We start from the raw sequence: 19,451 nt of genomic DNA on the forward strand, positions 1-19,451 counted from the left end.
TTCAGCTAAAGCACATGTTAGTTGAAGTAATTTTTAATTTCTTTCTTATTTGTCACAACTAATATCTTATTATCGTATATCCCAAATTTATTATAGAAATTTGGTTTCCCTACTTCTTCAAAGTATCTATTCCACTTAAACATTTTAAAAAATATATTTAATGTGGGTTTATAGTTTGACCTTTCTAATCCAATCTTTTGTAAGATAAATCTTTTTATTATTCGATAGATTCTCACTGAATAATTTGTATCTAAGAAAATAATTAATTCCGCATTACGAAAACTATTAGACACCCATTCTTCATTATGAACCCCCTCTACGATCCATGTTTCAGAATGAATAATAGTATTAAAATGTTCTTCTCTTTCTTCTTCAGTTCTTCTAATATCTCCTGATTCATACCTTTTCCAAATAACATTATCCAATTCATAAAGTGGGATATTTAACTTAGAGGATAACTCTCTTGCTAAGGTTGTTTTTCCACTACCAACTGAACCAATAATATGTATTTTATTTGGAATATTTTTTTTCAATTTTGACCACCACCGTTATTAGAGTTCTCTATATCAAATTTATTCTATTTATTTATTGGAATGTCCTCTTCCAACTTCAACTATCCTGCCCCGTTAGTGCCATAAGAAAAGAGCTGCATTAAAGACAGCTCTAATCTTCAGTTAAGCACCCATTAGTTCATTAAGAAAAGCGAAAATTCTTCAAGAATCGCGCCCGATTGCAGAGGATTAAAAAGAATAGAGTTCTAATATTTTTTCTAAGGGTAATTTATTCGGATTACACATGTCAACAAAATAGGGTAACTGCCATTTTTGAGTTTTCATCGCTTGATTACTACTCGGACTATCCCAGCTAGGATAAACTCTTATTGCCATTTTGCCCTTTGTTGAAGTAGACCTAAGAATGTTCTGTTTTAAAAGAATTTCTTTTGGGAAAATAAATTGACCAAACTCATTTTCATTTTTAAAGGTAGTTATAACTAATAAATCAGGGGCTTCCTCATATAAGTAGGGTTGATTTTTATTATTTTCGTCTTTTTCCCAAAATGCAACAAACTGCCCTACTTTGGTAGGGGTTATATTCGCAACTCTGAATCGAACTGTTTTAGAAGATAATTGAAATGTACCAGCACCATACTTAGAATTTTGCTTCTCTTCTTGAACTGACTTTACAGTTAAGTGATTCGACTCATAAATCATTTTATTTACATAAGTTAATGCTGTAAAAAAATTATTCATTTCTTCACTCCTAAATTTCAAACAAAATTGCCCAATTGTTGAATAAAGATCAAACAGTACTCTTCAACTATCCTGCCCCCTTAGTTCCATAAGAAAAGCTGCCTTAAAGACAGCTCCGATCTTCAGCTAACGCACCTGTTAGTTCATTAAGAAAAGATGGTAGTTAGGATTCAATAGTTGCCATTGATGTAATTCGTATATAATATCCATCTGGGTCAATTAATCTAAAATCCTCTAATCCCCACGATCTTTTTGTTAACTTAGTCTGTATAGAGTACCCTTTTTCAACTACTTTGTTATAAATATCGTTTATATCTTCAACTTCTAATACTATTTCAACCCCTAATCCTGTTTGTTGACTACTATTAGAAACTTTAAGAGGATGGCTTTCAGGTAAATTTTTCATTTCTCCCAACCCTAATGTAACACTTCCTTTTTTAACTGGAACGTAAGTATGTATAATCTCATTTGGTGCATTAAATTCTAGTATATCTCTATAAAATCCCACTGATTTTTCTATACTTTCAACAAATAATTCAAGTCTTAAATTCACTTGTACATCTCTCCTTTTAAGAATTATTACATAAATAATTCTTGTTTCTTATTCAACTATCCTGCCCTAGTTCCATAATAAAAAGTTGCCTTAAAGACAGCTCCGATCTTCAGCTAACGCACCCGTTAGTTCATTAAGAAAAGCGTTTCTTATTAAAGAATCGCGCCCTTTACTTGAATAAGACTTAATCTTTTCTACTTATCAAATTACTATTGGTTCTTTACACTTTTCAATGCAACAACAACTATTTCTGGACGATTAAAAACCCTTAAAGGAATAATACTATTTCCAAGTCCTCTATTAACAATCATCGTTGTCTTATCTACATCGTGCATTCCTGAAGAGTATTCTGGGAACAACCCTTGATTTGGAGCAACTAAACCTCCAACAAAAGGAATTCTAACCTGTCCGCCGTGAGCGTGACCTGAGAAAACAACATCAAATTCATATTGTGTATAAAGTGAAAATAATTCAGGCCTATGGGATAATAGAATTTTAAAATTCACTCCTTCTTCTAGTCCTTTGATTGCATTCTTAATATCTTCTTCAGCTATAGCTCGTTCTACATAGGACTCATTAACTTTTGCTGGATCATCAATTCCAATAATTTGAATTTCATCTTTTCCAATGGTTATTTCTTCTACTGTGTTTCGCATTACATGTACTCCTGAATCTTTTAATTTATCTTCTAATGAATTGAATTTCCCAGACCACCATTCGTGATTTCCAGTTACATAATAAACTGGAGCGATTTGAACCAATTTTTCCATCAACGTCAGACTGGTTTTCTCATTGTATCTGTCTGAGTCTATTAAATCTCCCGTAAATACAATTAAATCTGGCTTTACTTTTTTCACTTTTTTCACTAATTCGCTGTGGTTATTTTCAAAAGACTTACTGTGTAGGTCAGACAATTGAACAATTTTATACCCATTAAAATTTTGTGGAACCTTATCCGAACTAAATTTATATGGAGTTGTCACAATAGAATTGTTTTGAAAATAGAAAAAACAAGTCAATAAAACCAATCCAAGTAATAAGTATAACAATCTCTTTTTAATTTTTTTATTCAAAACTTGCCACCTCATGTTTTATTAAACTGTCAGTTAGCTTACGTACATTTCTTCACAATCTTCTCTATACTCTAACATAAATATCCAATTGCGTTTGAGATTCTTGCTACATTAAATGGCCCAATTGTTGAAAAAATCAATATGCACTCTTGAACTATCCTGCCCTGTTAGTTGCATAAAGAGAGAGCTGCCCTAAAGGACAGCTCCGATCTTCAGCTAAAGCACCCGTTAGTTCATTAAGATATTATTACTTATTCCAATCCTTAACTAACATACCGTAAACAATATGGTCAACATAATGGTCATACAACCATTCTGCTTGTCTGATACAACCTTCATTAACAAAACCTAATCTTTCAGGAATTCCTCTACTTTTCTTATTCTCCACAGCAACCCTAATTTCAACTTTATCTAGTTTCAATTCTTTAAATGCATAATCAGTCAATGCCTTAGCTACTCTTGTCATAATTCCATTTCCTTGATATTCTTCTCCGAGCCAATAACCAATATATGCAGTTTTATTTGACCAATTTATTTGGTTATAACCTGCTATACCAACAATTTGTCCCTTATACATAATAAGTGTATTGACACTCTTGTTTTCAGCAAAACCTTTTAAACAAATATTAATGAACCCTTTTGTATCTTCAAGTTTTGTTGTATTATCCAGCCAAGGAAGCCATACTCGTAGATATTCTCTGGATTGATTTGTTATTTCAAAAACTCTTTCTGCATCCTTTAATTCTAATAGTTTCAATGATAACTCCTCATCAATCTTATGTAAGAACATACTCATCCCCCTGATTTTTTTATTGGTTTATTTTGTATATTACCATATATGATTAATAGATAAATTACTTGTTTATTATGGAGCTAACCTGCCCCGTTAGTTGAACAAGCAAAAATCCACACTAGAGTCATTAAATGAATTAATAACACAATGCTACAATAACACAAGTGTGTAATGTAAATTTTGAGTACACTCATAGTAGACAATTAAAAATGCTATTTTTTTCTTCATTTGTATTTTCTGTAGTTGCTTCTGCAGGAAACGATTCAATAGACGTTTCTAATAAATCAGTGCTAAATAATTTTCTTAAGAAAAAATACGCAGAAGAAGGAAAAACATTTAATGGGGGAGGGATTGAGGCTCCAGGGGAATTGCCTGGTGTAGTTACAGTGTACAACGCAGTTAAATAAACAAAAAATGAACTATGATAATCATAGTTCATTTTTTGTTTATTTAATGGAAGATATGGTGAATTCAATACATGCTCCCTGAGGTTTATTATTTCTAGCCTGAATTTCACCACCATGTTTTATAACCAACTCTTTTACAATATATAATCCCAATCCATGGTGAAGTTGGTCGTTCCTTGAAGGATCTCCTTGATAGAATTTACTAAATAAGAAAGGCAAATCTTTGGCTTCAAAACCTTTTCCTGTATCGGAAATAGAAAAAGACATCATATCTTTCTCTATTTGAACCTGAATATCAATACTTCCATTCATTGGGGTAAAACGAATACTATTAGAAATTAAATTAGTAAGAATTTGATGCAATCGTTTTGGATCTAATGCAAATTCGGAATTTCCCTCTCCAGACTTTCTATTCAAGCTGTAAGTGAACTTTATTTCTTCATCATCTGCCCATTTTTTAAATTCCTCTAGCATTTCTGGTAACATTTCTATAGGAATAACACTTTCAATCTCAAGCGTAAAATCTGGATTATCTACCTCAGACACTCTTTTCATTTCCTCTGTCAAATGCAATACTCTTTGGGTATTATTTTTTATTGTTTGCAAATATTGTGGCAAACGTTTCTGTCCATTTAATGATGGATCCATTAAGACCTCTACATGGGATAATATAATTGTTAGAGGTGTTCTTAAATCATGGGCAATCGAGGCAACCATATCTCGACGCTCTTGCTCTAATTTCCATTGAAGATAAAGTGACGTTTTCAACTCTTCTTTCATACTGTTAAAAGAGTCAATTAATACACCTATTTCATTTTCACTCTCATATTTAATCTCAAAATCCAAATCTTGATTTTTAATTTTCTGAGAAGCAGCACTCAATTCTTTGATCGGCTTATTTAATTCTTTTCCTAAACGTCTCGCAAATATGTATGAGTAAAGTGTTAAAAATAAAAAAGGAATCAATAATATTATAAGAAATATGTATTTTATATAATAATCAATAGATGATGCTAACACATATCGTACAGCTAGAACGCCTACCATTTGATTTTTGTCGAGGATAGGAAGATATTTTGTTATGACCTTTCCTTTTTGATCAGATCTATTAACTTTTTCATATATACTTTTGTTATTTTCTATTAATTGATCATCTAATGTACCATATATTTTATTTCCTTGAAGATTTATAACCTGATATGTAATTCCTTCCATAGGAATAACTTTTTCTAGATTTTTCTGAAAAGCTACTTCTACGATCTTTTCCCCTTTTAACTCGACAAACTTTTCTATACTAGGAACTTTTTTCTCGTAATAATTAGCAGGTTGGACTGACTTTTCATTATAAACGGAGAGAAAATAATATACTGAAACTAAGGTACCAATTGTACTTATGAGGCTTAAAAAAATTACTGAAGCAAAGGTTAAGATAAACTGATTTTTTAAAGATAGCCTTTTAATCATCAGCGTTTTTCCAATTTATATCCTACTCCCCACACTGTTTTAATGTGATAAGTTGACATCCCTGAAGTTAGTTTAGCTCTTAAATTGTTAATATGAACTATGATAGTATTTAAGTCACCCATTGCATCAATACCCCAAATTTTCTCATAAATCTGTTCTTTAGAAAATATCTGTCCTAAGTTTACGGTTAAGAGTTCTAATATCTTAAACTCTTTACTTGTTAAGTCTATCTTCTTACCATCCAATAAAACGTCATGTTGTGAATAATTAATAGTTAAATTGCCTAAAAGGCGTTGATTTTGAGTGCTAACTCGATCCCTCTGTTCACGTCTTAAGTGCGCCTCGACGCGGGCAATAAGTTCTTTCACTTGGAAAGGCTTTGTTATATAATCATCTCCCCCTAAAGTTAATCCCTTTACTTTATCCATCTCTGAGTGCTTCGCGCTTAGAAACAGAATAGGACAATGAATTTGTTCCCTAATGACTTTACAGAGATCAAAGCCATCCATCTGAGGCATCATAACATCTAATATTATTAAATCTACCTTCGCCTTTAACTGATCTAATGCTTGTTCTCCATTATAAGCTTTAAGAACTCTATAACCTCGATCTTCAAAGATATCAGAGATTATATCTACAATCTCCAGCTCATCATCGACCACAAGAATACTTTCTTGCATAAGTATATACCTCCCCGTCCCCCTAATATTTGAATTATCTAGGAGAGATAAATTAGTTAGTACTCTCCTAGACAAAAATACCTTCTTTTCATAGCACCTTTTTAGAATAAAAATAACTAGAAATAAGATAGATAATAAATTGAGACACTCCGAATATTAAAAATATTACTATTATAGAATAAACTGTAATTCCTTCCAATATATTTTGCAAGGCATTAGTAGCTATAAATAAATTTAATCCCCCTAAAGATAAAGGAACAAAGAATATGACTGAAATTTGAATGTACAAAGTCCTTTTAACTTCTTTATCTGTAAGACCAACTTTTCGTAATGAGTGAAATACTTTTTTATCATCATTCATATCTTCATACAGTTTAAACCAAAGCAGACTAGCTAAAGCAAGAAACAAAACTAAGCATATAAACAGTCCTGTAAGTCTCAGTATTGAAGATAATTGCACTGTATTTTCATAATCGAGAAGTCGAACATTATGAAGATTATCTGATTTTAACAAGGCTGTATCTGATAATTTCTTAAAAAGGTTATAACTTTTTGCATCCTCTTTAAAATCTAGTTTATAAAGTGACAATTTCTTTTCAGAAATCGTTGTTCTATATATTTCACTAAAAGTATTTTTCGGTACAGAGATAATACCCTCAATTCCATCTATGGGATTAAGAACTCTTTTACCGTTCATATCTTTAACTTTTAGATCTCTCTCCCTTTTTTCAGATTTTAATTTTACGATTCCATTAGTGATATCATTCTTTTTTTTATTATTAAAAATATAATTGTTATTTTTTAATGCATCTTCATTTTTTATAAAAGATGGGTCATTCTGTATTATTAAAAATTCCTTTTTCCCACTCTTTGAAGAAATTTTTAGTCCTTCCCATTTCTTCGTTTGTAAATCCTTTATTCCTTGTCTCTTCAATTCATTTATACTATCTTCTATTTTGTTTTCCTTCCCCTTTGATGCAACAAATAATGCTCCTTGAGGGTGAGTGCTTTGCATTCTTTGATTGTTCTTTTCTATATATAACTGAATAGAACCTATTGATATCATAATTGCAGATAATAGAATAGATACGATAAAGATAATTTTTGAATTATAATATAATTTTTTTCTTAAACTTATAAGAGTTAACATCTTTATCCCATTTAACTGTCGTTTTTCTTTATTATTTAAGTAAGATATTACACCTACTAAACCATTTGAACAGAATAGGTATGTGCCTACTAGCACTAAGGCTAATAAGGGTAAAAAAGTAAATAATAGTATAGGTAAAGATGCGTAAGAGATAAATATATAAGAGGCTAAAAGAAAACAGATAGATAAAATGAATTTAACCCTAGAGAATTGAGCTGAAGGTTTAGGTTTTCTTTCTTCTTGAAATAACTCTAGAACTGCAATTCGTTTAATCTTTAAGTAACTTCGACACGAAACAAGTAAAAATACTATTCCAAATAAAATAACCGTAACAAAAACAGCCACGGGAGAAAAAGTATAAATGAACGATTGATTCAAAAATAGAATATCACTCATAAAATTAAAGAAAACCTTTGATAACAGCATTCCCAATAAAATACCCACTAAAATAGAAAACGTACCAACTACGGCGTTCTCTAAAACGATCACGTTAAACAATTGCCTTCTAGAGGCTCCAAATGTTTTCCAAATACCCATTTCTTTTTTTCTTTCTCTAAGGAAATGCTCATATGAATATGTAATAAAGAAACAAGAAAATAGCAAAATAATAATTTCACATACAATTAATAACTGTTCTGTTCCTGAAATCTTTGGATATAAAAGAAAGGCTGCGTACATATAAAAAATTGCTACAGAAAGAATGCTACTAAGTATGTATACTGTATAATGAGAAAGATTACGGGTTATATTCTTAGTTATATATTTCCACATTGACATCATTATCCTCCACTTCCTTAGCGATAAAAGATAAGATTCTTTGATTGAACTTAGACGTATCTTCTAATTTAGAACGCTTCATCTCATGGACAATTTGGCCATCCTTTAAAAAAATGACCCTGTTACAAAAGCTAGCAGCCACCGAATCATGAGTTACCATTAAAATAGTTGTTTTGTACTTATCATTTAACATTTTTAAAGTATGTAGAACATTTTGAGCAGATTTAGAATCTAAATTCCCTGTAGGTTCATCAGCAAATAATAAAGCAGGATTGTTAATAAGAGCACGAATGATAGCAGCTCTTTGCTGCTGCCCCCCAGAGACTTCATAAGGATATTTAGTTAAAAATTTTGTCACTTCCAATTCTTTAGCAAATGTTTGAAGTTTATTCTGTACACCTTTCTTATCTCCTTTTTTTAAAGCAGCAGGTAATAAAATATTTTCTTCAATAGTCAAATGATCTAACAAGTTGTAATTTTGAAAGATGAAACCAATATGCTCACGTCGGTAAATACCTAATTGTTCTTCTTTCATACCTGTAAGAGTAGTTCCCCCGACCTTGATATCCCCATCTGAGGGGATATCAAGGGAAGAAAGCACATTTAATAAGGTAGACTTTCCACTTCCCGAAGGACCCATAATTGCTACAAAATCGCCTTCTTCAATATCTAAACTTATATTCTTTAAGACAGGGTGCGTTCTGTACTTAGTTTTATAAACTTTTGTAATTTCTCGTGCTTCCAATATAGCCATTTTAATTCTTCCTCCTATCTTTATTTAAGAAGTAAATTCTTTTTTACTCCAGATCCATACACAAGCACCAAAACCAACTAACATAATAATGAGTGCAAAAATATATAAAGAATTGCTAGTGGTACTCAGAGTATGAAAGATACTTTGAACTGATAATAAGAAAAATGAAAGTTGACTAGAAACATACAAACAACCTACATATAACCCAATTAATAAGAAAAAGCTAATAACCGCATTTGAAATAATTACACTAATTAAACTAGCAAGAGCTAAACAGCACATTTGAATGATGAAAAAGAGACCATACACTTGTACTGTATATAATATAGCTTCTATAGCATTCTTCTGTTGACCATAAAAAGTAAAATCATTATCTGGTTTTAAGAAGATAAAACCAAACGCTATACCAATCCCTAGAATAATTAATAAATGTACTAGTACCATTAAGGCAAGAGAGAACCATTTTGAAATTAGAAATGATTTTCTTTTAAAAGGTCTAATTAAAAAAAGACGATATGCCCCTGAATTATATTCTACATTAAGGCTATTTAGAAAAAAAACAGGCATAAAAATCAATGTAAGTAAGAATGAAGATTCTTTTAATAAAAACCATGGAAAATTCCAAGTATTTAGAGGTACTTGCTGATCGTTATTATAAATTCCAACTCCATAGTATCTTAAAAACCATGCTTGAAGAAGTACAATTACAGTAAAGATTCCAATCATCCACTTACTTTTTTTTTGACTCCAAAGTCTCTCCCATTCGCTTATAAATAATGCTTTCAATTAAAACCCTCCCTAATTCAAATAAAATAATCTCTTTTCACAAATGTCCAATAAGCAATTAAACCAAATAGAGCAATGTATACCGTTTGAACTAAAATGATATAGGAATTTAGATTGTTAGTTGATGAAAGTAAAAATGCTATTCCCGTGTGCTGAATTTTCACAATAGACATGTACATAAGGTGAATCACTGTGCTGTGCCCGATAATCGTTTGCGTCGAGAATTCTAAGAGCTGAGGAATGGCGATTGATAAGAAAATAAAGCCAACCCCTGCCCCAAGTGTAATCATTGTACTTCTGCTTATTGATCCCAATAATGTAAAGACTGACACAACGCTAATCATTGTCACAAAACAAGCAAAGAAGTATTTAACGTTATATAATAAAGCTGCTGTCAAAGATAATTTCTGCTCATCTAAAAATGTTATTAAGGTATCAACCTTGGGAAAAAAGATATAACCAGCAACAGTATTTAAAATCCAAAATAGAGTTAAATACAAGAACATGGTTGTTAAAATAGTAGCTAATTTTGCTAAAAAAAGTTGAGTTGTAGAAAAAGGACGAATGAGGATCATTCTTAACTGCCCATTTTCTATCTCATTAGCTATAACCGTAGAAATTAGTATTATAGCTATGATATTAAAAGAAACAACGAGATGTTCAGAAATGCTGATTATAGGAAAGTTTAAGGAAGTTACATAATCTGGTTGCCCTGGTGACACTCGTTCATTCCAACTCAAGTAATATTTAACTGAACCTATCGACATCAAGGGTATAAAAAATAGTATGATCCATGATATCTTTTGGGACCATAATCGTTCTAACTCTGAAGTGAAAAGTCCTTTCATGATGTCATCATCTCCACAAATATATCTTCTAGTCTCTTACTTGGATCTTTAATTAACTCCTCTTTGCTTCCTTGTGTAACAAGTTTACCGTTACGAATAATGACAAGACGATCACACATTTGTTGAATTTCGTCAAGTAAATGACTAGAGATGAAAAATGTTAGGTTTTTCTTTTCTCGAAGTTCAAGAATTAATTCCCTTAATTCTCTCATTCCCATAGGATCCAGACCGTTTGCTGGCTCATCTAATAAAATGACATCTGGTTCTCCTAAGAGGGCTTGAGCAATTCCCAGCCTTTGTCGCATACCTAATGAATAATTCTTGATTTTTACATCCGCATCCTCTGTTAGTCTTACAATGGATAATGCTGCCTCCACCTGTTCTAACTGTTCTTTTCTCGATAGGTCAGGATATAGTCTCGCTAGATTTTGTAACATCTTTCTTCCTGACATGTAAGGGAAAAAGATAGGGGATTCTATAATCGCTCCTACATTTCTTAAAGCCTGTTGTCTATCTTTATTTACATCTTTACCCCCTACCATTATTGAGCCTTCAGTAGGACGAATAAGTCCTGTAAACATTCGCATAACAGTTGTTTTTCCTGCTCCATTGGGTCCCAAGAAGCCGCATATATCTCCTTTATACACCTTAGTTGAGAATTGGCTTACAATATTCTTTCCACTCACTGCTTTTGTGATGTTATTTGCTTCTAAAACAATTTCTTTTTTCATATTCAATCCCTCCTTATGGTTTAATATAAAAGACAAATATAAATAAAAAATAAAGAAAATAAAAAAACTCACATTTTTGTGAGTTTTTATTGAACTTCAACTTTTTCACAAACATTCAATAGTGTATTTCTTTCTTCTAATTGTTTAGAAATGATATTTAATATATTTTGCGGATTAGGTAACACGTAGTTAGGCCTCAATGACATAGTTGCAATTTCAAAAGCTGTTGTTTTTACAGGAGGTACAACAATATGATCATATTGTTGTAGTAGCTTAACATTATGCTGAACTACTTTCTTTTCCCACATTAATTTATTCATGTTTGGGGTACCGCCACATGCCCATCAAGCTAAGTTTAAACAATACCTTCAAAAATGAAAAAACGCTATGCTTATCGTAAGAAGTTTACGAGAAAGGATGGTGTTTTTTTATGAATCCTATCGTCTCTATTGTAAAATTGTTCAATCTCAAGTGGTCTTTCGCAATAAGTACTTATTTGTGGGTTTGTTTCAATCAGTACCCAAAAATCATATTCCAAATCACTAAATAAACGAACATTTCTTTTAACTTTTGGGCTATATGCTTCCCAATAGTTATTTCCAAACTTACTGCTTCTCTTTGTTGGAATGGGTGAATACATGATATTCCCCCCCCCTCCTTAAACGTAGTATCTGAAGCGTTGTTTTAAAAAGTATATTATGTCAGATATTCTACATTACTTTACAGAAACCTTTGTCGAAATCTCGGTAATTTGTAGAAATATGCTGTTAAATGATAAAGAATTGCTTCATTCTACACTGCTTAAAATGATCACACTTTTGCCTTCCATATAAAGAATGTACTCACTTTTGGTTCCTACTGATTAGACACAAAAGTGAGTACATTAATTTGTGAAATAGTTGATTAATAAGCAATTATAGATACCTTAAATGTTCTTGCTTTTATGACCTTCTACACTTTTGTACACAGACACAAAAAGTTCAATACATTAGGGACATCCTCATCACATTCACTCTCTAACTGTTTTGATATACAAAATCGAGTTTATAAACATCAATCGTATAAATTTAACTGTAAACACACATACCACCGTTCTGAAATTTCAGAACGGTGGTATGTGTGTTGCCCTTTTAACCTATAACTCCTCGCTGGATAACACATTCCATTCTAGGAAAAAGATATAATGTTCAGAGGGGCGGTTTTTTCTGTGTTTTAAACCCTCACGGTGATGATTCATGTTCCATCTTGCTTGCTGGATCGATAAAAAGCTGGTTGAATGAACTGAGAACAACCAACAGATCCGTCTGTCCTGATAGATGTTTGTTGCCTTTACTCCTCTTCATAGAGCGTAAGAAAGGAATCCGGCTCGACACGACCCTCTGCAATCGCGTTTACCCTGTCGACGTATTCCGGAAGAATCAGATGACGCAGAGGCTGGTCTACTTGATTCAATCGTTTAAATGCCTCCCGAGCCAACTCATCCCATTCCTTGTAGCGATGCAGATAATCATCCGGCATCACTACGGTGCTAGACGTCCCTTCCTCCGGTTCACACTCAAACGGTTCGTCTAACCCGAGCGTAGCATAATCGCATGTGATTTGCTCTCCGGGGAGGATATCCCTCGACGCCAATTCAATTTCATAGACCGTCGATACCACATTTGGACTGAAGCTGTGATTCATGTATCTGGCATGATCCCAGCACAGCACATAGCGGTCGTCATCGTTGAGGTAGGCATATTTATAGACGATTTCCTTTCGCACTAGATCAAGCGATTCAATCTCATCTTCCTCTAGGATGATGTCCAAATCATCCAATGCCCAGATAATCGTTCCTTTGGGAATCATTTTTGTGGCAAAAACCCCCACACCAATCTTTTCATTGACAAACCGAATCTCGGTATCTGGATGTATCATCGATTCTGTTCACCCTTTCTCAAAACTTACTATTACAATATATAGCAGATTCGTTTAATTGACTGTTCATTCGCGTATTTTATCCAAGTTCAATTAGCGGAATTTTCCACTAGAAAAATGAAATTGGTCGCTTTAATGGAAAAACCACAGAAATTTAGAAATAAACAGAAAAGAGGATGCATGATAACTTTCATCAAAACTTCACCGGAAAATATTGATCTTCATAGAATAAGTGAAGAGTATAATTATTAATGAAGGTGCTTACGGAAACAAAAGAATTTCTAGCTATATTACTTGATAGGTGAAATTATTTTGTAATTCATCATCATAGATCATCTTTTGAAAAATTCGAGGATAAAAAGTTTGCAGTAAGCATCGACAAAAAAAGATGGTACTTAAATCTTAATTTAATAAGGAGAATTCTCTAATTTGGTGACCTTACAGGAGCTTACAAATTAATACCTAAATATGATCCCAAGCCAATAACTAGTGAATTAATGATGGGGAAAGTTAATTTAGCAAATCAAACGATTTTAGATCGAGGAAAAAGAGAAAAGAACGCCACCTCCCCCTTCATCTCATTGCCTTACCGATTTCATGACTATAAAGAAACACTTTTGGATCAGCAAAAACATTATAGTGAACCTTTTATAATCAGAAAAAATATGCCATTAAATCCTTGTGGACTGCACAAAATATTTAAAGAGATTTTAGAACCAGCTGATCTACCCCGCTCACCGATTTTCTCTGCATCATTTAAGGCATACTTTTGCTACCTTACTATTAAAAATTTGCAAATATCATATGTTTCAGTTGGTTCCTTATCTGTTTTTAACTCCAACAAGGACAAGTATTTTCATTCGATCACCTTAATTCCTACCTATCGTTCAATTAATATGCCCCTGTAGTTAAAGTAAAAAAGCCTTACTTCTTTTTGAAGTAAAGCACCCATTAGTTATATAAATTTTTGAAACAGTCAAATACAAATAAAGCTACACCCCTTATGTCCTATTAGGAGCATTGACTCGTATTTAGGACTATGTTTTATTTGTTTTCCTTTTTTCAATTTCTTTTTTTACCAAAGGGATTACCTTTTCTTTTACTGTTTTTTGTACTTTTGGATCACTTATTAATTTTTTAAATTTGTTTAACACATTCATACCTCCGATTTATTAAATTTAGGATTTAACTAATATGGCTGTGTACTAAAAGGAATAAACGATTCTTCTTCTTGTCAAACATTTCACAAATGTTAAAAGTGGCAGGCCACTCTTAAAGTAAATTACCCAAAAGAATAAAAAAATCTAAAGAATTCCACAGTGCATAAATATATAATCCTCTTCTAAGAGCTGTTTTTAGTCGTTAAATCTACCTTCGTTTAACAACCTCTTTATATACCATATATGCAATTACAATTATAGCTAGAATAAAAATTACTTTCATCCAAATCTACTCCCCATCTACTTTTTTCTATCCTCTCTTATACCCGTAATCTGTATTAAGAAACAATGAGATAAAGGAAAGGTTAATTAACCATAATTGATTTGTTATTAAATAAAACATAGTTTTCATAATAAATGTCTTGGTTGTAATAACCCAGGTAGAAAATGTATACGACGCTGAAAAAATAATGCGTTTAGCACCTTACTATACTCTTTGGACTTCTTACACCAATAATGAGATATCAATTTGCAATTTGTAATCAGGTAGTTCCCACATTTCCTATGGTCAATAGGCAAGATTACAGGATTTTCTTCTGTAAGAGCCAAGTTAATTCGAACATTGGCATACATTATGACTATCCGCAAGGTGATGCACCACTCCCCCTCCTTTAAGTTTCTTACAGTATCTCGTAATTGGATTCAAAAAAAGAAAAATAAATAAAAATATTGCTTTGGTGTACATAATATAAGGAATAACCAATGATAGTAAAAGTGTTATGAAAAGGGTGAACAAATGGAAAGAAATAGCGCGATTGACTTTATTAAATTTTTTGCAATTTTTTCTGTTGTAGTCATTCATGTATTCCCAAAGGATAGCCAAATTGGTCTATTTATTCTCGATAACATCTCAAGGTTTGCGGTGCCATTCTTCTTTACTGCCTCTGGTTATTTGTTCGGTAAAAAGATGATACATACAAGGGATTCCATTGATTATTTTAAAAGGTATATTATAAAAATCTTAAAACTGTATTTATGCTGGCTCTTCTTTTATATGATGTATGATGTTCTTATTCTTTATAAAGTTGCTACCGATGCAGCAAAGGAATTAGCGCAATACATTAATCATTTTTCCTTTCTTGACCTTATATATTACGGAACTGGGACTAGCGGATACCAATTGTGGTTTTTAACCGCATTAATTTGGAGTGTTATCATTCTTTTCGTTTTTTTAAAATTAAAAAAAGTAAGGCTTCTTTTAACCATCAGCCTAATATTAAACTTGATAGGTCTTTTCGGACAATCGTATTCTGTGTTCTATGATTTTCCTCAAAGTACACGGGATGCTTTATTTATTGGTCTTTTTTATACAACTTTGGGATTCTTCTTAGCGGATGATAAATTCTTTAAAAAGTCAAGAGCAATAACAGCCAAAACCTACCTATTATTAATTTTTATCTTCTTTACTTTCCAAGTGGTAGAAGGATACTTATTAGATAAGGTATTATCAGGAAGCCATGGAGAATATTTTATTTCTACTATCTTTTTAACTGCATTTCTTTTTTTATTTGCATTAAATAATAAAACATTGGGGAAGGATTTGTTCATTACTAAAGTAGGAGGAAGAGCCCTAGGTATATACATTGTTCATGTGGTCTTCATCGATATTTTTGATTTGATTTTATCGGCAGTAAAAATGGATCATATATCCGACAATTTATTGTTAAAACTATTTGAGACACTCCTTATAATTTCTATGTCGTACATTTCTTATGACCTCCTTCAATATTTCAAAAGGCGTTTAAGCAAAATGATAAAAACCTGTTAGTGGAGAGTTACAACGATAAAAGCGCATGAGACCTCAAGTCCCCATAATTCTTCTTAAAAATTACACTTAAAAAACCACAGGTCCAAGCGTTATTAATTCGATGTTCTCTCCTCTATAAATGAAAAAAATCTGTTTTTTGCTTTCAACTAAGTTTGACAGAAATTTGTTGTCACTCCCTTTTTTTGAGAATTTTAACTTTATATTTGCAAACCCTGAATTAATTCAATTATGTTAAATCCTTTTTTGACACTTCGATTTTAACTTAGTGCGACCAAGACTTTATGATGCCAATTAAACAGATTTTCGGTGATATGGTTTGTTCTCCCGCTTTCTCATATATAAGTAATGATAGGTTTGATACTACTTTGCCCATTAAAAAAGCGCCTTTCTCAAAGGGCGCTAAGCTGGTTATTTATAGTTTAAAAATTGATCCCCTTTTTATAAGACAGTAAATTTATCCGTTTTATCCTTTTGACATAGTGAAGGAATCAACGTTACATTCTTTTAAAGCATCATTAATCAATGTAAGCTGATCATTAATGATTGATAAGTAGGAAATATGATAGTCATTTATTTGTTCCTTTAACTCCAACAGCAGCGTTTTGTCCCTAAGTACAAGGTAAATCTCGTCTGGATGTAACATATCACTTCTCCTTTTAGTCAAGATATTACCTTTTACCCAATTTATTACAATCATTAACTTGTAAATGGATGTTTTGTACCATATTTCACAAGGGATATTAAGAAGAAGTTGGACTATACGTTTTTTATTACAAACCATGCAACTTAGTTTCATAATGGGCTCAGTGACAGTTCCTCCTTTTAGTAAAGTTCCGTCAGTTGAGGTAGCACAACGATAAGTATATAGAATATTTATTAAAAAAGGCTGTCGTATATTAGTCTTTAACGTCGAATATGCCCCCTTCTTACATTGTTATGTTAGACTTAATATATCAAACCATATTTTCTTGGGTTTGATAGACTTTTCTTAGTCACACTTGTATAAGGAAAGGAGTGTAGTAAATGGAGAAAATCAGCGTATTTCTGGATGACTATCGGAAAGCACCCGATGGCTATGTGTTAGTCGAGACTATTGACGAATGTATAGAGCTATTGCAAAACTTTGATATTGAACATCTTTCTTTGGACCATGATTTATTAAATAAAACCAGGAATGGTTTTATGCTTGTTCAAAAGATGGTCAAAGAAAAACTATTTGCCAATCGCATTACTATTCACTCTGCAAATTCAGTTGGCGGTAAAGCAATGTACAACTGTTTAAAGCAAGCACAACGGAATTTAACTATGCCCCCTGCCATTATTGTATCCTTACGACCATTGCCTCTCAAATTCTTCCCGTCAAAGGTTCTGCAACATTATATAGATATACGGTAAACTCTTCTCAATCTCAATTACATTTCATCCATTGTAAATGTAAAATAAACTATATTGAAAAGGCAACTTTATTCATAGTTGCTTTTTTGTATTTTTATTTTGACTGTTGTACAGATAGAAGCAATCCTTAATTTAAAAAGATCACTCCCTGATCAGAATCTATCAGGGAGTGATCTTTTTTGGTCCAAAAGCTATAGGCACCTTCTGTAACCATTGATTTAAATCATGATTTCACTTCATTAAAAAATTGCGGCAGGTCTTCTTTATGCGCTTCGAGCATTTCATCCAGTATTTTTTTGGCGATGGTGTCTGATGGTACTAAAGGATTTATGGTCATCGCCACTAAAGCTTTATGATAATCTCCTGTGACAGCCGCTTCAGCAGCCATCCTTTCAAAAGATTTAATTTGCTGGACCAATCCCCGGACTGCTACAGGCAGGTCGCCAATGGCGATTGGTCTTGGCCCTTCTTTGGTGATCACACAGTTAATTTCAATGGCTGATTCATTTGGAATACTCGCTATCGCCCCGTTATTGCGTGTATTGACTGGCTGAATATCCCGCTTATCATTGTAAATCGAATTGATGAGACTGCATGCCGCTTCGCTGTAATACGCTCCACCGCGCTTTTCTAGTTGAGCCGGTTTAACATTCAGTTCAGGATCTCTATACAATTCAAATAGGTCCTTTTCCAGTTGTTGAACGACCTCGGCCCGCGTCCCATTTGTTGCTGAAGATTCCTTTTCTTCGGCAAGCATTTCATCGGTCTTGTAATAATAACGATGGTATCCGCAAGGAATAATGCCCATTCCTTTGATGAAATCACGATCCCAGGCAAAGCCCGCAATGTTTTTCATCGTCATTTCATTTTTTGGATCCCCAAGCGCATTTATTACTTTATCCTTCACGCTTTTTCCGTCCACATATACATCCAGTCCAAATACCATATGATTCAATCCTGCAAAATCGACTTGAACCCTGTCTGGCTCTACATCCAAAGCTTTTGCTATGCCCATTTTCATCCCGATGGGAACATTGCATAAACCAACAACCTTTTTGATGGTGCTATACCTTAAGACTGCCTCCGTAACCATTCCAGCTGGGTTGGTGAAGTTCACAAGCCAGGCATCCGGACAAAGCTCCTCCATATCCCTGCAGATTTCAAGTATCACTGGTATGGTCCGAAGTCCTTTGAAGAGACCTCCAGGCCCATTTGTCTCCTGTCCGATTACATCATATTTTAATGGAATCCTTTCATCCTTAGCTCTTGCATCAAGTAATCCGACGCGGAATTGGGTCGTTACAAAATCTGCATCCTTCAATGCTTCGCGTCGGTTAAGTGTAAGGTGAATGTCAATTGGCAGACCTGCCTTTTTAACCATTCTCCTAGCAAGGTTTCCGACGATCTCCAGTTTTTCGATACCTTTGTTTATGTCAACGAGCCAGATTTCACTTACAGGAAGTTCATCATACCGTTTGATAAAACCTTCAATCAGTTCCGGTGTATAGCTGGAACCGCCGCCTATTGTCACGATTTTTATCCCATTCTTCAAAATGACATCCCACCATTCTTATTTTTGTCTCATTTCCTGATACATTTTAATCATTTCTGCAACTAGGTCCCTTATCGTCTCAGCACTCATCATTTGATCCTCTGCATGCATAAGTAGAAGCGAGAATTCCACCTTTTGTCCTGATGCTTCCTGCTGGATGAGCCCTGAATGGGCATGGTGGCCTTCAACCATATGAATCTGGGATTTCTTCAGTTTTTCCTCGGCCGCTTCATATCGTCCTTCTCTTGCCTCATACAAGGCTTCCATGATCAAGCTCTTTGCGGTCCCTACATTGCTGATCATTTCAAAAGCTACAGCTTCCAATCCTTCCAT

General features: G+C 33.1%; 21 protein-coding genes. 3 read left to right on the forward strand and 18 right to left on the reverse strand.

Features of this window, described 5'->3' with window-relative positions; all coding sequences use genetic code 11:
• Nucleotides 1-17: 17 nt before the first annotated feature.
• From OSJ91_RS13830 to OSJ91_RS13850, 5 genes are all read right to left on the reverse strand, one after another.
• Entirely contained in the window at nt 18-533 is a 516-nt protein-coding gene (locus OSJ91_RS13830; protein ID WP_323603851.1) for an AAA family ATPase, read from the reverse strand.
• Between the two features lie 207 nt (nt 534-740).
• Nucleotides 741-1,250, reverse strand: coding sequence for a MepB family protein (locus OSJ91_RS13835; RefSeq protein WP_350302687.1), 510 nt, complete (start codon nt 1,248-1,250; stop codon nt 741-743).
• A gap of 163 nt (nt 1,251-1,413) precedes the next feature.
• The gene (locus OSJ91_RS13840) at nt 1,414-1,803 is read right to left on the reverse strand and encodes a VOC family protein (RefSeq protein WP_485889837.1); all 390 of its coding nucleotides are present in this window, start codon (nt 1,801-1,803) and stop codon (nt 1,414-1,416) included.
• A gap of 209 nt (nt 1,804-2,012) precedes the next feature.
• A complete protein-coding gene (locus OSJ91_RS13845; RefSeq protein ID WP_485889838.1) occupies nt 2,013-2,876 on the reverse strand; it encodes a metallophosphoesterase in 864 nt (287 codons plus the stop codon).
• Nucleotides 2,877-3,123: 247 nt separating this feature from the next.
• A complete protein-coding gene (locus tag OSJ91_RS13850; protein WP_485889839.1) occupies nt 3,124-3,666 on the reverse strand; it encodes a GNAT family N-acetyltransferase in 543 nt (180 codons plus the stop codon).
• A 212-nt stretch (nt 3,667-3,878) separates the two neighbouring features.
• On the opposite strand from OSJ91_RS13850, the gene OSJ91_RS13855 reads away from it, so the two are divergent.
• On the forward strand, nt 3,879-4,076 hold the full coding sequence (locus OSJ91_RS13855; RefSeq protein ID WP_413017787.1) for a hypothetical protein: 198 nt from the start codon (nt 3,879-3,881) through the stop codon (nt 4,074-4,076).
• 39 nt (nt 4,077-4,115) lie between these two features.
• Here the strand turns inward: OSJ91_RS13855 and OSJ91_RS13860 are convergent, their stop codons facing one another.
• The 10 genes from OSJ91_RS13860 to OSJ91_RS13905 all read right to left on the reverse strand — a co-directional run bounded on the left by OSJ91_RS13860 (nt 4,116) and on the right by OSJ91_RS13905 (nt 13,183).
• Nucleotides 4,116-5,540 (reverse strand): HAMP domain-containing sensor histidine kinase, encoded by a 1,425-nt coding sequence (locus tag OSJ91_RS13860; protein WP_485889840.1) that lies wholly within the window; start codon nt 5,538-5,540, stop codon nt 4,116-4,118.
• Nucleotides 5,540-6,220, reverse strand: a complete 681-nt coding sequence (locus OSJ91_RS13865; RefSeq protein WP_061462520.1) for a response regulator transcription factor — start codon at nt 6,218-6,220, stop codon at nt 5,540-5,542. Before OSJ91_RS13865 ends, OSJ91_RS13860 begins: the two co-directional genes overlap by 1 nt.
• Nucleotides 6,221-6,308: 88 nt before the next feature.
• Nucleotides 6,309-8,150: an FtsX-like permease family protein gene (locus tag OSJ91_RS13870; RefSeq protein WP_485889841.1), complete on the reverse strand. Its 1,842-nt coding sequence runs from the start codon at nt 8,148-8,150 to the stop codon at nt 6,309-6,311.
• A complete protein-coding gene (locus OSJ91_RS13875) occupies nt 8,122-8,901 on the reverse strand; it encodes an ABC transporter ATP-binding protein (RefSeq protein ID WP_350302695.1) in 780 nt (259 codons plus the stop codon). Before OSJ91_RS13875 ends, OSJ91_RS13870 begins: the two co-directional genes overlap by 29 nt.
• A 24-nt stretch (nt 8,902-8,925) precedes the next feature.
• Nucleotides 8,926-9,687, reverse strand: coding sequence for an ABC transporter permease (locus tag OSJ91_RS13880; protein WP_350302696.1), 762 nt, complete (start codon nt 9,685-9,687; stop codon nt 8,926-8,928).
• Between the two features lie 17 nt (nt 9,688-9,704).
• Nucleotides 9,705-10,535: an ABC transporter permease gene (locus tag OSJ91_RS13885; protein ID WP_413017796.1), complete on the reverse strand. Its 831-nt coding sequence runs from the start codon at nt 10,533-10,535 to the stop codon at nt 9,705-9,707.
• A complete protein-coding gene (locus OSJ91_RS13890) occupies nt 10,532-11,266 on the reverse strand; it encodes an ABC transporter ATP-binding protein (protein ID WP_043981771.1) in 735 nt (244 codons plus the stop codon). Before OSJ91_RS13890 ends, OSJ91_RS13885 begins: the two co-directional genes overlap by 4 nt.
• 86 nt (nt 11,267-11,352) lie before the next feature.
• Nucleotides 11,353-11,586, reverse strand: coding sequence for a hypothetical protein (locus tag OSJ91_RS13895; protein WP_252297654.1), 234 nt, complete (start codon nt 11,584-11,586; stop codon nt 11,353-11,355).
• A 71-nt stretch (nt 11,587-11,657) separates the two neighbouring features.
• On the reverse strand, nt 11,658-11,906 hold the full coding sequence (locus OSJ91_RS13900) for a hypothetical protein (protein WP_350302699.1): 249 nt from the start codon (nt 11,904-11,906) through the stop codon (nt 11,658-11,660).
• A gap of 689 nt (nt 11,907-12,595) precedes the next feature.
• On the reverse strand, nt 12,596-13,183 hold the full coding sequence (locus OSJ91_RS13905) for an SET domain-containing protein (RefSeq protein WP_350302700.1): 588 nt from the start codon (nt 13,181-13,183) through the stop codon (nt 12,596-12,598).
• A 1,956-nt stretch (nt 13,184-15,139) separates the two neighbouring features.
• Here OSJ91_RS13905 and OSJ91_RS13910 point away from each other — a divergent pair.
• Nucleotides 15,140-16,171, forward strand: coding sequence for an acyltransferase (locus OSJ91_RS13910; protein ID WP_485889842.1), 1,032 nt, complete (start codon nt 15,140-15,142; stop codon nt 16,169-16,171).
• 463 nt (nt 16,172-16,634) lie between these two features.
• On the opposite strand, the gene OSJ91_RS13915 is transcribed toward OSJ91_RS13910, so the two are convergent.
• On the reverse strand, nt 16,635-16,814 hold the full coding sequence (locus tag OSJ91_RS13915) for a hypothetical protein (protein WP_485889843.1): 180 nt from the start codon (nt 16,812-16,814) through the stop codon (nt 16,635-16,637).
• 380 nt (nt 16,815-17,194) lie between these two features.
• Here OSJ91_RS13915 and OSJ91_RS13920 point away from each other — a divergent pair, with 380 nt between their 5' ends.
• Nucleotides 17,195-17,566, forward strand: a complete 372-nt coding sequence (locus OSJ91_RS13920) for a cyclic-phosphate processing receiver domain-containing protein (protein ID WP_098372364.1) — start codon at nt 17,195-17,197, stop codon at nt 17,564-17,566.
• 223 nt (nt 17,567-17,789) lie between these two features.
• Here the strand turns inward: OSJ91_RS13920 and OSJ91_RS13925 are convergent, their stop codons facing one another.
• Together OSJ91_RS13925 and OSJ91_RS13930 are read right to left on the reverse strand one after the other, a co-directional pair.
• Complete coding sequence (locus OSJ91_RS13925) at nt 17,790-19,118, reverse strand: 6-phospho-beta-glucosidase (protein WP_485889844.1); 1,329 nt, start codon at nt 19,116-19,118, stop codon at nt 17,790-17,792.
• A gap of 18 nt (nt 19,119-19,136) precedes the next feature.
• Nucleotides 19,137-19,451: a PTS sugar transporter subunit IIA gene (locus OSJ91_RS13930; protein ID WP_485889845.1), complete on the reverse strand. Its 315-nt coding sequence runs from the start codon at nt 19,449-19,451 to the stop codon at nt 19,137-19,139.

The organism is Bacillus sp. T-10(2022) (assembly GCF_056502895.1).